General features: G+C 44.0%; 12 protein-coding genes. 9 read left to right on the forward strand and 3 right to left on the reverse strand.

The window, feature by feature from the left end; genetic code table 11:
• Positions 1–78 precede the first annotated feature (78 nt).
• From ACSBOP_RS02200 to ACSBOP_RS02230, 7 genes are all read left to right on the forward strand, one after another.
• The gene (locus tag ACSBOP_RS02200) at positions 79–1,251 is read left to right on the forward strand and encodes a hypothetical protein (protein WP_442602869.1); all 1,173 of its coding nucleotides are present in this window, start codon (positions 79–81) and stop codon (positions 1,249–1,251) included.
• A 16-nt stretch (positions 1,252–1,267) separates the two neighbouring features.
• The gene (locus ACSBOP_RS02205) at positions 1,268–2,695 is read left to right on the forward strand and encodes an MBOAT family O-acyltransferase (RefSeq protein WP_442602870.1); all 1,428 of its coding nucleotides are present in this window, start codon (positions 1,268–1,270) and stop codon (positions 2,693–2,695) included.
• Positions 2,696–2,813: 118 nt separating this feature from the next.
• On the forward strand, positions 2,814–4,457 hold the full coding sequence (locus ACSBOP_RS02210) for a LytS/YhcK type 5TM receptor domain-containing protein (RefSeq protein ID WP_442604342.1): 1,644 nt from the start codon (positions 2,814–2,816) through the stop codon (positions 4,455–4,457).
• Positions 4,454–5,191, forward strand: coding sequence for a LytR/AlgR family response regulator transcription factor (locus tag ACSBOP_RS02215; RefSeq protein WP_442602871.1), 738 nt, complete (start codon positions 4,454–4,456; stop codon positions 5,189–5,191). The genes ACSBOP_RS02210 and ACSBOP_RS02215 overlap by 4 nt, the downstream gene beginning before the upstream one ends.
• A 116-nt stretch (positions 5,192–5,307) precedes the next feature.
• Entirely contained in the window at positions 5,308–6,561 is a 1,254-nt protein-coding gene (locus ACSBOP_RS02220) for an L-lactate MFS transporter (protein WP_442602872.1), read from the forward strand.
• Between the two features lie 179 nt (positions 6,562–6,740).
• On the forward strand, positions 6,741–7,427 hold the full coding sequence (locus ACSBOP_RS02225) for an MOSC domain-containing protein (RefSeq protein ID WP_442602873.1): 687 nt from the start codon (positions 6,741–6,743) through the stop codon (positions 7,425–7,427).
• A 104-nt stretch (positions 7,428–7,531) separates the two neighbouring features.
• Positions 7,532–8,995, forward strand: a complete 1,464-nt coding sequence (locus ACSBOP_RS02230; RefSeq protein WP_442602874.1) for a catalase — start codon at positions 7,532–7,534, stop codon at positions 8,993–8,995.
• A 483-nt stretch (positions 8,996–9,478) separates the two neighbouring features.
• Here ACSBOP_RS02230 and ACSBOP_RS02235 read toward each other — a convergent pair whose 3' ends face one another.
• The 3 genes from ACSBOP_RS02235 to ACSBOP_RS02245 form a co-directional block, all read right to left on the reverse strand.
• A complete protein-coding gene (locus tag ACSBOP_RS02235; RefSeq protein WP_442602875.1) occupies positions 9,479–11,599 on the reverse strand; it encodes a S8 family peptidase in 2,121 nt (706 codons plus the stop codon).
• A 146-nt stretch (positions 11,600–11,745) separates the two neighbouring features.
• Positions 11,746–12,360: a superoxide dismutase gene (locus ACSBOP_RS02240; protein WP_442602876.1), complete on the reverse strand. Its 615-nt coding sequence runs from the start codon at positions 12,358–12,360 to the stop codon at positions 11,746–11,748.
• 106 nt (positions 12,361–12,466) lie between these two features.
• Positions 12,467–13,129 (reverse strand): helix-turn-helix transcriptional regulator, encoded by a 663-nt coding sequence (locus tag ACSBOP_RS02245; RefSeq protein WP_442602877.1) that lies wholly within the window; start codon positions 13,127–13,129, stop codon positions 12,467–12,469.
• Positions 13,130–13,313: 184 nt separating this feature from the next.
• Here ACSBOP_RS02245 and ACSBOP_RS02250 point away from each other — a divergent pair, with 184 nt between their 5' ends.
• Together ACSBOP_RS02250 and ACSBOP_RS02255 are read left to right on the forward strand one after the other, a co-directional pair.
• On the forward strand, positions 13,314–13,877 hold the full coding sequence (locus ACSBOP_RS02250; RefSeq protein ID WP_442602878.1) for an FAD-dependent oxidoreductase: 564 nt from the start codon (positions 13,314–13,316) through the stop codon (positions 13,875–13,877).
• A gap of 69 nt (positions 13,878–13,946) precedes the next feature.
• On the forward strand, positions 13,947–14,351 hold the full coding sequence (locus ACSBOP_RS02255) for a RidA family protein (RefSeq protein ID WP_442602879.1): 405 nt from the start codon (positions 13,947–13,949) through the stop codon (positions 14,349–14,351).
• The last annotated feature ends 7 nt before the right edge of the window (positions 14,352–14,358 follow it).

The raw sequence follows: 14,358 nt of genomic DNA on the forward strand, positions 1-14,358 counted from the left end.
TAGACAATATGTCAGAAAATACAATAAAATCAGTTATATTGGCGAATATTTGAAGATCATCCCGAAAGGAAATGTGATATGTCGATTCCACAGATTCCGATTACAAAAGATAAGGTCGCGGTACAGGCTCGTATCAAGCTTTCTAAAGCGAGAACGGCAAGAAAAAGTTTGATTAGCGGAGTTTATATTGTGGTTTTCTTTCTGCTGGTGCAGTGGGGGATTAGCTCCTGGTATTCCCTAGATCGTCTATATCACTATCGGATGGATTATAACATGTTCAAAGACAATCCACGCAATGTTGATGTGGTTCTAGATGCGATGGCTGCCAAGATTAAGAAGAACAAGTTAACCGACTATATCATCATCCTTGGGGATTCTGTGACGTTCAGTACACCAGTCCGCTCGGGCGATTCGTTATCGTATTTTTTAGAGCAAGAGATAAAGCAATCTTATCCAGGTGCTGCGGCACCACCTGCCGTATTTAATCTATCGATTCCAGCGATGCAGTCGGGTGATTTGTACACGCTCCTACTGAAGCTAGATGAACGCAACATCTCCACCGACAAAGTGATCATGGATGTACGGTATTCAAGCTTTGTTGCACGTACACCTGATCCACCGATCGTATTTTGGTTAAAAAATGATCTGAAGAACGCAAATCCGGCTACATTCGGGGACATTGAATCGCAGCTTAAGCAAAACGGCTATAAGGCTGGTACGGCGTGGGATCGCTTCACAGATTTCTTAGCACGCAGCGTATGGAGCCACATACCGATGTATGCATATCGAGATTTTATCCATCGCGATCTACTTGCTTCCTATAATAAGATCGTCAAAGGCATTGAGCCAGACGATGTGCTCGGAGATACTAGGCCCTGGTATGAGAAGGAAGGGCTTGCCGAGATGCTCAAAAAGCCCGAGTATATGAGCGGGTTTATCGATAAACCTTTTGACATGACCGAGAAGAACTTAAATGTGTATATGATGAACCGTATATTCGAACACCAGAAAGGCAAGCACACGCTGGTGTTCATGTCCGGGACGAATGAAGAATTGTCGAAGGAATTTATCCAGACTCCGGGTTATCGGGATAATTTGAAGCGTCTGGATGCTTATTTTGCCGATAAGCCCGTGGACTATGTGAATTTGCAAGGGGCTATTTCGACTAAGCTGTTCTCTGACCATACGCACTACATCAAAGAAGGTTATCAGATGCTTGCCCACCTATTATGGTCCAATTGGAAACAATAAGGAGTTGTGACAGAGGATGCAATTCAGCTCGCTGCTATTCATCGGGTTTCTCATTACCGTCTTTGCTTTGTATTATGCAGCTCCTAAGCTTCGTCTGCCGATGTTCGCGGTTGCTAATGCGGTGTTCTATGCGGTTGCAGGTGTTGGGTATCTAGTCCTGTTCTTCACAGTGGTCGCACTTGCATATGTATTATCTCGGAAGCTGGATAGTCGGCATGGGCGCAAGTACTTAATTGCGGGACTGGTTCTTGTTATCGGGAACCTCGTATTTTTCAAATATTCCTTATTCCTCCTACATAACTTGGAAAATATATTTTCGATGCATCTGAATGTAAAAGGGACGATTTTTGAAAATTTAATTTTACCGATCGGGATTTCCTTCTACACGTTTCAACTCATTGCCTATATGGTTGATGTGTATCAGAAGAAGCTGTCACCAAGTAAAAATCTATTGGAGTTCTGGGTGTTCATTTCGCTCTTCGCTCATTCGATGGCAGGGCCGATCTTACGCGGCAAGGAATTCTTCCCTCAGCTTCGCGCAATGAATACGGTACGATTTAACCACGTTAATATTAAAGTTGGGTTATTTTATATCGGGATGGGATTATGTAAAAAGGTACTGCTCGCCAATTTACTTGAACCGCATGTACGTGTGTTTTTTGAGCGGGGTGGGGAGCTTGGTGGAGCAGAAGCTTGGGTAGCGGCATACTTGTTCGCATTCCAGATCTACTTTGACTTCTCCGCTTATAGTGAGATGGCGATTGGAATCGGGCATCTATTCGGATTACGGCTTGATGTGAACTTTAGAACCCCGTATATAAGCAGCAATCCGAGCGAGTTTTGGCGCAGATGGCACATCACCCTATCCAACTGGATTCGGGACTATATCTATATTCCACTGGGTGGGTCCAGAACGGGTAAAGTGCGCGTCTATGTGAATCTAATCTTGGCGATGACGATCTCGGGGTTATGGCACGGAGCGGCTTGGAAGTATATCGTATGGGGCTTTTACCAAGGGGTATTGTCTGCCGGGCATCGGGGTTACAGCAAGTGGTTGACGAAGATCGGATTGGGATCATTAACGGGCAAGCTGTGGTATAAGCTGGTGACGGTCTTCATTTTCTTCCATATGACGGTGATCGGTTGGGTGTTCTTCCGCGCAGCGAATATGACAGATGCCTTGCATATGGTGAAGAATATGCTGTATTTCAATCCCTTGCATATACCTTCATCTCTTTATAAGTATTTGATTATGATCGTACTGCTCTATGCACTGCATGTATTGGAATATGTCATCGTGCAAAAGTTCCGTTCGTGGTCGTTCGTCTGGCAATCTCGGATTCCAACTTTCATCCGCTCAGCCGTATATACAGGTATTATCCTGATTTGTTTGTTTATGTTGTTAAAAGGAGAGCAGAGCACGTTTATCTATTTTCAATTCTAGGAATCAGGAACCTTGCTGCGGCGAGGTTTTTTTGTTGTTTGTGGTAAACTATACAGAAACATCTAGATCCGACATCAAGAAGCAGGAGGAAACAAGTTTGAATGCAACAACACTAACGATGCTGATGCAGCTTTTTGAGCGGGCTGCCTTATTGCTCATTATTATCTTTTTTATGATCCGCATATCGAATGTCAAACAAGTTCTTCAAAAGGATACACGCTCCCCGAAAGAATACGCCGTTATTACCCTCCTATTTTGTTTATTCGCCATCTTTGGGACTTACTCGGGCATCTCTGTAGAAGGATCACTCGTCAATGTACGTATTATTGTCATTATGTCCGCCGGAATTTTGTTCGGTCCATGGGTCGGTATTGTTGTCGGTATTGTGTCAGGTATTCATCGATATTTGATCGATATTGGCGGTGTGACGTCGATACCTTGTTTAATTACCAGCATAATTGCGGGCTTCGTAGCAAGCTATATTCATCTGCGAACGATTAGTTCCAAACGTTGGATCGTAGGGATTATCGCGGGGATGGCTTGTGAGGCGTTAACGATGGTACTTATCGTCTTCTTCGCACATCCCACAGAGCTTGGTTGGGATATCGTATCCAAAATCGCAGTACCGATGATTTTAGGTCAAGTGAACGTAGGTTTAATTGTTTTATTGATTCAGAGCGTCGAGTCGGAAAAAGAAGGAATCGCTGCCCGTCAGGCGAAGCTTGCGCTGGATATTGCAAACAAAACATTACCCTATTTTCGTTCCATCAATTCGGAGTCCCTACATAAGATCTGTGAAATAATAAAAGAAGACATACAAGCGGATGCTGTGGCAATTACGGACTTGCGACAAGTTCAAGCTTATGTAGGGTTTGGTGAGGAACGCTATTTGATGCGTCATGAAATTATTAGTGAGTTAACGAAGAAGACAATTCGGACAGGTCAATTCGAGATTAGCAATCACGCCTTGGACGAGTCGATGCCAGGCATTCAATCCCTTCTCGTTATTCCACTTCAGGAGCGAGATGAGGTGACGGGCACGCTTAAAATTTATTACCGCAAAGCACATAAAATTACGTATCCCTTACAGACGATGGCTGTTGGACTGTCCCAAATTATTTCCACTTTAATGGAAGTTTCGCGGGTTGAGGAAATGAAGGAGATGGCCAATAAGGCAGAGCTGAAGGCGCTCCAGACGACCATACAGCCACACTTTTTGTTCAATGCACTCAACGCAATTGGATCTTCCATTCGCACGAAGCCAGATAAGGCGCGTGAGCTAATTGTTAATTTATCGGGATATATGCGCTATAACTTGGAGCTGACGGATGAAGTGATTGATATCCATAAAGAACTGGAGCAGGTTCGTAATTACGTGGAAATCGAGAAAGCCCGGTTCGGCAATCGGCTGAACGTGATCTATGATGTGGATGAAGTGGCTGTCAAAATTCCAAGCCTTGTGATTCAACCTCTCGTCGAGAATGCCATCATTCATGGCATTTTGAAAGTGAAAGGCGCTGGAACCGTTACGATTTATGTCAAAGAAAAACGGGATACGGTTCGAATAGGCGTTGCAGATACAGGTATTGGGATTGATCAAGAAGTCATTGATAATGTGATGAACGAGCGAATCGCTGCGCATCATATAGGGTTATTCAATGTGCATAAACGTGTTCAACTGCTTTACGGCCAAGGGCTGAGTATACAGCGGTTAATGAAGGGGACAGACATTTGTTTTGATATACCAAAGGAGCCATCATGAGAGCCATAATTGTCGAAGATGAATTTCTCGCAAGAGAAGAATTGGAATTTTTGATCACTGCGCATAGTCGGATTGAGATTGTCGAGCGGTTTGAAGATGGGCTGGATGTGCTGAAATATTTGCAGGAGCACGAGGTGGATGCGATTTTCCTCGATATTAATATTCCGTCTTTAGACGGCATGCTGCTCGCGAACAATATAAGCAAATTTACCCGCAAACCACTTATTATTTTCACAACGGCATATAAAGAACATGCTGCGGAGGCTTTTGAACTCGAAGCTTTCGATTATATCTTAAAGCCTTATGATGAACGAAGAATTACAGCTATGCTGCATAAATTGGAAGCGGCGTTCGAAAGAACGGAGAATAAGGTCGTGAAAGGTGCAGGTGCTAACTCATCTTCTGGCAAACGAATCAATCTGCTGAAGAATGATAAGATTATCGTGACAGATTCCGCGGAAATCTATTACGCTGAGGCGCAGGAAAAGGTGACGAATGTGTTCACTAAAAGCGGATCGTATATTATGCCGATGAGTATCTCCGAATTTCATGCAATGCTGCCACAGGATCAATTCTATCGCAGTCATCGTTCCTATACGGTTAATTTGGCACAAATCCATGAAATTGTTCCATGGTTCAACAATACGTATTTGCTGCGGCTGCGAGATTGTGATACTGAAATTCCTGTTAGCCGCAGTAAAGTGAAGGAATTCAGGCAGTTAATGCACATTTAAAGGCAGTTCATTCCGATATTCTGTCATCTCATGACGCTAATGATTTGGGATTGCTTTAATCTTGTATGATAAAGCTACAACAAGAGACATTAGCAGAATGAAAGCGGGGGATCGTGGTGAAATCGAATGTTTCATTGACGCCTAAAGTAAATCGTTGGTTGATCGTGCTTGGTACGATTATTGTTCAAATGGGATTAGGTACCATTTATACTTGGAGTTTGTTTAATCAGCCGCTTGCAGATAAATTTGGTTGGGGGCTGAGTTCCGTCTCCATTACTTTTTCGATTACGAGCTTTGCGCTAGCTTTTTCAACGCTTTTTGCAGGTAAAATTCAGGAACGTATTGGTATTCGGCGTTTAGTTCTAATCTCGGGTATTGTGCTCGGGTCAGGCTTGATCTTCAGTTCCATGGTTTCATCCTTATGGCTCATCTATCTACTCATTGGTGTTGTCGTTGGTTTCGCAGATGGTTCTGCGTACATTACATCGCTTTCGAATTTGATCAAGTGGTTTCCGAATCGTAAAGGGCTTGTTTCCGGTATTTCAGTTGGTGCATTTGGGTCAGGCAGTCTGATTTTTAAATATGTGAATGCAGGCTTCCTTCAATCATACGGCGTTTCGCAGACATTCTTATTTTGGGGCATCATCGCCATGGTGATGATCGCGGCAGGTTCATTCCTACTACGTGAAGCTGTAGTAACTACTGATGCAGTGAATGGGAATGAAAAGCAAGGCGTGCAGCGGAACTTTACTGTACGAGAAATGCTGCGTACCAAAGAAGCTTATCTCTTATTCGTTATTTTCTTCACAGCATGTATGAGCGGTTTGTACTTGATTGGCATTGTAAAAGATGCGGGCGTTCAGTTGGCAGGGCTCGATGTGGCTACAGCAGCAAATGCAGTTGCGATGGTAGCGATCTTCAATACAGCCGGTCGTATTATCCTGGGAGCATTGTCCGATAAAGTGGGTCGGATGAAAGTGGTAGCAGGTGCCATATGTGCAACCGCGGTATCGGTTCTAGCTTTAAACTATGTACCTCTGAATGTGGGTGTTTTCTTCGCTTGTGTTTCCGTCATTGCGTTTTGTTTCGGCGGTAATATTACAGTGTTTCCTGCCATTGTGGCTGATTTCTTCGGATTGAAGAATCAGAGCAAAAACTATGGGGTCATTTATCAAGGCTTTGGTCTTGGGGCTCTAACAGGTTCGTTCCTGTCGGTGCTGCTAGGTGGATTCCACGTGACATTCATGGTCATTGCTGCAATGTGTGTGGTATCGCTTATCATTGCATTCTTTATTAGCTCTCCTAGTGAACGTAAGCCCGAAGAGAATAAGAAAGCCGTAACACTTCGTTCTCAGCGGCAAGCCGGATAAGGAATTGGTGATTATAAATATAGAGACAGGACCTTCGATCCGTTGTATGACGGAAAGGGGGTCTTTTTGTATTTTTAGATAAGAAAATAAAGATTAAAAGACGGTTTCATGGTATAAAGTTATTAAACTTATTGAATATTTCGCGTAAGAGATACGAATGAACGGGAGGTTTGAAAAAGATGAAATCCGGTAAAATTGTTTCACTTAATATTAGCAAACCAATCACAGTGCCATATAACAGAACGGAAGTCTCGACTGGGATTTTTAAGAAACCCGTACATGAGGGATTAATGTTGTCTAGAGAAGGTTTTGAGGGTGATGGACAGGCGGATACGAAGCATCATGGGGGACCCGATAAAGCGGTGTGCGGTTTCTGTTATGAGCATTTCCCATTTTGGTCACAAGAACTGGGTAGGGAATTGGAATTCGGCGCATTCGGTGAGAATGTAACAATAGAGGGGATGCTTGAGGATGACGTCTGCATCGGCGATACGTTCCAATTGGGCGAAGCGGTCGTGCAGATCACGCAGCCAAGACAGCCATGCTTTAAGTTATCTGTGCGGTACGATGCACCTAAATTACCTGTGCAGATGCAGGATACAGGGTATACCGGATATTATTTTCGCGTGTTAAAAGAGGGCTTGGTCACTTCCGGTTCCGAGCTTGAGTTGCTAAGTCGTCATGAATTGGGGATTACAATTAGCTACGCCAATCGCATCATGCACCATGAAAAGACGAATATGGAAGGTATGCAGAACATTCTCGCTGTGGATGCCTTGTCGGATAGCTGGCGTGCCACTTTCACAAAGCGAATCGATGGTGTTGTGATCGATACGAGTGAGCGTCTCCAAGGTAAAAGTTCATAATTATTTCATGATACAAATCGTACAATTTCGGTCTAGGTTGGAATGATTCTTATTAGATATAGAAGAGAGGAAGTGTTGTATTTCTAATTAATGAGGTGAAATGAATGACAGACAATAATCGCTTAACGACGAATCAAGGTACACCTGTGGGGGATAACCAGCATTCACGAACGGCTGGGCGCAGAGGACCAACATTGCTGGAGGATTATCATCTAATTGAGAAGCTAGCGCATTTTGACCGAGAACGTATTCCAGAGCGGGTTGTTCATGCACGTGGAGCGGGCGCGCACGGGGTGTTTAAGGTTGAGACGAGTATGGCGAATTACACGAAAGCGGCCTTTCTACAAGAGGTTGGACAGGAAACGGATGTACTGGTAAGGTTTTCAACGGTTATTCATGGTCAAGGTTCACCAGAGACGGCAAGGGATCCTCGTGGATTTGCGGTTAAGCTGTACACGGAAGAGGGCAACTACGATATTGTGGGTAATCACCTTCCCGTCTTTTTCATTCGAGATGCGATGAAGTTCCCCGATATGGTGCATTCATTAAAGCCTGCGCCGGATACGAATATCCAAGACCCGAATCGGTACTGGGATTTCATGACGTTGACACCGGAATCTACGCATATGTTGACGTGGTTATTCTCAGACTATGGAACGCCAGCGAATTATCGTCAGCTTGAAGGTTTTAGTGTACATGCGTTTAAGTGGATTAATGCAGAGGGCAAGTCTGTCTATGTGAAATACAAGTGGAATCCGCTCCAAGGTGTACGGAATTTGAGTGCGGAAGAAGTGAGTGAAGTTCAAAGCGGCGACTTCAACCATGCAACGAGAGATTTATTTAATCATATCAAGGATGGTAATTTCCCGCATTGGGAGTTCCTTGTGCAGATTATGGAGCCTGCAGATTACGATAAGCTGGATTTTGATCCACTCGATCCGACGAAGATTTGGCCGGAGGATCTGTATCCTTTTCAAAAAGTAGGGACAATGACGCTCAATCGTAATCCAGCTAACTTCTTCGCTGAGGTGGAGCAAGTTGCATTCACGCCAAGTGCGCTTGTGTCGGGAATTGAAGCTTCGGAAGATAAGCTGCTTCAAGGGCGATTGTTCTCCTATCCCGATACACAGCGCCACCGTCTAGGTCCGAATTACTTACAGATTCCAGTAAACTGTCCGTATGCGCCAGTACGCAATCATCAGCGGGACGGTTACATGCAGACGAAACAGGACCCTTCAACGATTAATTATGAGCCGTCGCGTCATCAAGACAATCCGAAGGAAGATGCTGCTTATCGGGATAGTGAGCCTGAACTAAATGGAAATATTACTAGGCAGCGTATTGATAAGCCGAATGACTTCGTGCAAGCGGGGGAACGTTATCGGACATTCTCAGAGTCAGAGCGGGCGAACCTTATTAACAACTTAGTGAATGACTTGAAGCAAGTGGATGAAGAAGTGAAGCTGCTTGCCATTTGCAACTTCTTCCGCGCTGATCGTGAGTATGGGGAAGTACTTGCGGAGAAGTTAGGCGTTGATATTGGGCCATTCTTGAGTAGAATGAGCTAAGGGATAAGGAACAGTTACAATCCTCCCCATCTTTTGATAGGTGGGGAGGTAAGGAGATCTACCTGCTAAGTAGTAGCGGGTAGTTTTTTTATTTGGGCTGCTTTCGGCTTTGGATGATAGTAAAAACCAGATTTGCAATAAAAATGACGATTAATATGCCAATCAAAAGATTGGTAGTAGAGAGGGACTTATCTAAATGTCTGATGGCGGTGTCGACTCTGAATAGTGAGTTATTTGTCGATGAAGAAACCTCGCCTAGCGATTGATTCATATCATTAAAAAATTGCTTGATTTGGGAAAGGTCCATGGTCATCCCCCTACATTTTAGATGATGTGATTCTGTACATAGCGTACCTTTTCAGAAGGGGAGAATATACAAATAATTGTAAAAAATATCATTAATTTAATGTTAATTTAGGCGAACTTTATAATTTCCATAACAAAAACCACCCACTATTTTGTGGGTGGTTCTGTATGTTTGAATCATTTTTTAATCTGCAAAAAATTATAAATCCCCTGCGCGCTTTCAGCGCGAGTAGTCGTCCCTTGCGGATTGAACGTAATCTTAGACTCCCCAACCATCAAACCTAGCTCTATTGCACGATGAACAGCATCTTTCGCCCAGGAGCTAATCGCGGCCTCATCGAGTAGAGCATGCTCAGCCTTAGCTTTGTCTGCTTCATCACGCTTGTTCACGAGAGTTACCCCGCAACCAAATTTATATTCCCACGCCCTTACCAGCATCGCAGCCATTTGTTCACGCGTCATTTGTGCATCGGGATTGAATGTATGGGTGTCGTACCCGTACACGAGCCCAGCTCCTGAAGCTGCATGAACTTCTCTGTAATACCAAGCATCTTCACTCACATCCGCAAAAGGAGTCGTCGGCACAATATGCGGCAGATGGAGCGCTCGCGTCAACATGGCTGCAAACTGTGCGCGAGTCAGCGAAATATCTGGTGCAAAAGCACCTGTAGATATTCCCGACACCAGATTCTGTTTCCATAGGGATTGAACAGCATCCTGTGCCCAATGTCCAGCCATATCGTCAAAAATAAGATTAGGGTCAATCGGCTTAGCAGGATTAGGTGTCAATTGCAAAGCCGCATAGGCATCTACACGTCCATGCCCATATAAATTGTTATTACCCAATGGAACAGCCGATTTTTGCAAAATATCCCGTACTTCTATATTCGATAATCCAGGATTTTTAGATAAGATGAGCGCCGCCACACCTGCGACCATTGGTGTAGCCATCGAAGTGCCAGATAAGCTTAAGAAACGACCATCGAGTCCGATGGAATAAATATCTTCACCCGGTGCCATAAGATCTGCACCCCGCGCAGAATAGTTAGAAATTAGATCCTTGTCGTTCACTGCGCCTACGGCGATGACTTCGGGATAGCGAGCAGGGAAGTCAGGCTTAGCCAGCCCTATATCGTTACCTGCTGCGGCAACGAGAAGCACGCCTTTGCTGTGAGCGTATTGAATCGCTTCACGAATGATCTTGGAATCACCATCTGAAGAAGGTGCGAAATCATTGCTGCCCAGACTCATACTTAAGATACGCACGCCTTGATCTGCCGCATAGCGGATCGCTTGGGCCGTACTTTCTTCCGTTCGCCCTTCTGGACCCCAGGCATTAATAGGTAGGATCCTAACCCCAGGTGCAACACCTGAGATGCCAATCCCATTACTCCCATCCGCTGCAAGGATAGCTGCAACATGCGTCCCGTGATTTTGCTTTACTTCATGACCTTCTTTACCAAACACACTATGAGATCCAGCGGTTTGTCTCGCCAACTCGGATAGTCCAGTGTTAATTCCAAGGTCAATAATCCCGACCTTGATTTGCGAAGCGCCTTTAGTGATCTCCCAAGCCTTTAAAACGTTCAACTGCGCCAAGTAATATTGGCGCTGTAATTGAGGATCTTCCAGCGGAAGCTGGGTCACACCATGCCGCTCATTCCAGCGCTTGAAGGCGGCGATTTGAGCCGCATATTTAGGGTCATTTTTCAACCAATATTCATGTTCAAGCCTTCCAGCTTCCTTAGGTGCAGGTGCGATCGGTTTTTGCTCGAGCACGGTGCCTGCCGAAGTTTCATCCGTTTCAAAAGGGGGCTGTAGTACGAGCGTATACGGTTCATTCACAACGGCTGGTGTTTGGTTGTCTGTATATACTTTAATCCAGTATTTACCTGGTGAGAGCGTTAGATCGACACTTAATAAATAGCCCCACTTGATTTCTAATAGAGATGCTTCCGCAATGACCTTCTGGTTGCAGTCTAATACATCGAAATGGATGCCTTGTGGACCATCAACGCTCAGGTTGCCCAGCTCAATATTTATCTTTTGTTCACGATCGATATGTAAAACGTAGTAATCAACATCAGTCACAACGTCATTAATCATGCCTGTCACATCGCTATTGGCGGTGATGGGTGTTGCAGTGAAAGGCGTATTATTGGGTTCTTGCTCATAAATTTGAATCGGATACAGCAGGGGATCAATCTCAGGTTCATTGGCAAGGCTCTGAGCGAGCGCAGAACTTGTTACATGAAGGGCGAGAAGCGCGCTTGTAGCCGTTAGAAGCCATTTGTTCAAGTGAAAGTCCTCCTCAAGTTGAGTCTTACACCCAACAATAACATAAATGGTCTGTTAAAAGTTTACTGAGAGGTTACAAATTATACAAAAAAAGGACGAGCAAACCACAAGGGCTTGCACGTCCTTTCCCAATCAAAATTCATTTATTATTTCTTAGCTGCAGCATAACGAGCGTTAACTGCTTCCCAGTTCACAACGTTCCAGAACGCTGCAATGTAGTCAGGACGTTTGTTTTGGTAGTTCAAGTAGTAAGCATGCTCCCATACATCAAGACCAAGAACAGGAGTTAAACCTTCCATGATTGGAGAGTCTTGGTTTGGAGTGGAGGAGACAACAAGTGCACCTTCAGCGTTCACGCTTAACCAAGCCCAGCCGGAACCAAAACGAGTTGTAGCTGCTTTTGCAAAATCTTCTTTGAACTTCGCGAAACCGCCAAGCTCGCTGTCGATTGCAGCTGCGATTGCGCCAGTTGGCTCGCCGCCGCCGTTAGGTCCGATGATTTCCCAGAATAGGGAGTGGTTCGCATGTCCGCCACCGTTGTTGCGTACTGCTGTACGGATATTCTCAGGAACCGCGTCCAAGTTAGCGATCAAATCTTCAACAGATTTAGCAGCAAGTTCGTCATGACCTTCAAGTGCAGCATTTACGTTTGTTACGTAAGTGTTGTGATGACGATCATGGTGAATCATCATTGTTGTTTCGTCGATGTGTGGTTCAAGTGCGTTGTTCGCGTAAGGTAGAGCTGGTAATTGGTATGCCATGTTAAATTCCTCCTTGGAATGTTAGATCTTATAGTCGTATTATCCATAACTTTCTATAAAAAGTCAATATAAATGTATAGAAAGTACATATAAAAAATAGCCGATCTCACGGCTGTTCTTTATTCGCTTTAGATTTATCTGGATTTGAGATGACATACACACATTTATTACCGTCTTTAGCCAAGCATTCCGTTCGGGTAATATCCACATCGAGCAACGACTCAAACAATTTTAATTCGCACTGACAAGCCTGATTATATTGATTCGCGATTTGCGAGATCGGGCAGTTGAATTCTTTTAGAATATAATCACCATTATCCGCTTGCTCCAGTTCGGTCATATAACCGCTCGCATTCTGAATTTCGGAGAGGATACTGACCTTTTCGCTTAAATCCTTGTTATGCATCGAAGCTCGATATTTCTCTTGAAGCTTTTGTTGGCGTTTTTCAAATAGCTTTTCTACCATCTCATCACCCTGCTCATCTGCAAGTACATCCAGAAAGTCCAGTGTGAGCTGATGATAATTTTTCGGAAAGAGGTCTTCTGCTTGCTCTGTTAATGTATATACAGAAGTAGGTCGCCCCATGGATTGACGCAGGAGAGAGGATTTAATTAATCCATCACGTTCCAAAGTCTGAAGATGACGACGAACTGCCATTTCAGTAATGTCTAGATTGTTTGTAATATCTCTTGCGCTTAGTGGACCGCTAGTTTTAAGCATGTTCAAAATGATTTTCCGAGTGGAGAGGTCTGGTTCGTTCGTTTTCATTTGAGGTCACCCCCTTCATATTGTTCTACAATTATTGACATTTTAACTGATCCATGGTGATAAGTAAATTATGAAACTAAAAAGTATAGAATATTGCAGAAACATAATTGACAGGTAAGAGGTATTTTTTATTCTAATATTAGTATACTTATATATATGATAATTATACGAAGGAGAGATTAAAATGTACGATATTATTATTATTGGAGCAGGTCCAGCAGGTGCGAGCGCAGCGATTTTCAGCAGCAAGGCAGGTCTGAAGACATTGGTACTCGACAACGATAAAGGCATGACAAAGCGTGCATGGATCGAGAATCATTATGGTGTGCTTGAAATCGATGGCCCAAGTATGGTGGAATTAGGGAAGAAACAAGCTGCTAAATTTGGTGCCGAGTTAATTGAGGCGAAGGTTACTTTTGTCGGAGAAGCGGAACAAGGATTTGTCGTTGAAACGGAAAATGAGAAATACGAGGGAAGCCATGTCATTCTAGCAACGGGTCTATCACCAGAGCTTGCAGAAAATAGTGGGCTTACAATCATAGATGGTACAGAACCACGCATTAAATATGTGGCTGAAGTGGATGAATTCGGTCGTACATCAACACCTGGAATTTGGGCGGCAGGTATTGCTGCTGGTGTGAGTGTCCATTCCATTATTACAGCAGGTGACGGGGCAAGGGTAGCGATTAACGTCATTAGTGAAATTAAAGGTCAACGTTATGTGGACCACGATGTGCTTCAAGCATAAATTGCTATCGTTTTAATGGGATTTTCACGTGATTACTTGTCTAATTTTTGATACAATTGGAGCTTCAACATGTATGAGAAAAAGGAGTGCTGTAAAGTGGTAAAAGAAGTGATCTCGACAACACAAGCGCCAGGTGCGATTGGTCCATATTCACAAGCGATTCGCTTAGGCGACATGGTTTATTCATCCGGTCAACTCGGAATTAATCCTGAAACAGGTGAACTTCCAACATCAATTGAAGCACAGACGATTCAATCTCTTAACAATATCAAAGGGATTCTTGCGGCATCTGGCATGGATATGGGAAATATCGTGAAAACGACCGTATTCCTCAAGGATATGGACGATTTCGTAGCGATGAACGATGTGTACAAGACCTATTTTGCAGAGCCTTATCCAGCACGCAGCACTGTAGAAGTTGCTCGCTTACCGAAGGATGGCTTGGTAGAGATTGAATTTATCGCATCATTTTAATTGAATT

The organism is Paenibacillus sp. KN14-4R (assembly GCF_052180255.1).
Taxonomy (GTDB): domain Bacteria; phylum Bacillota; class Bacilli; order Paenibacillales; family NBRC-103111; genus Paenibacillus_AM.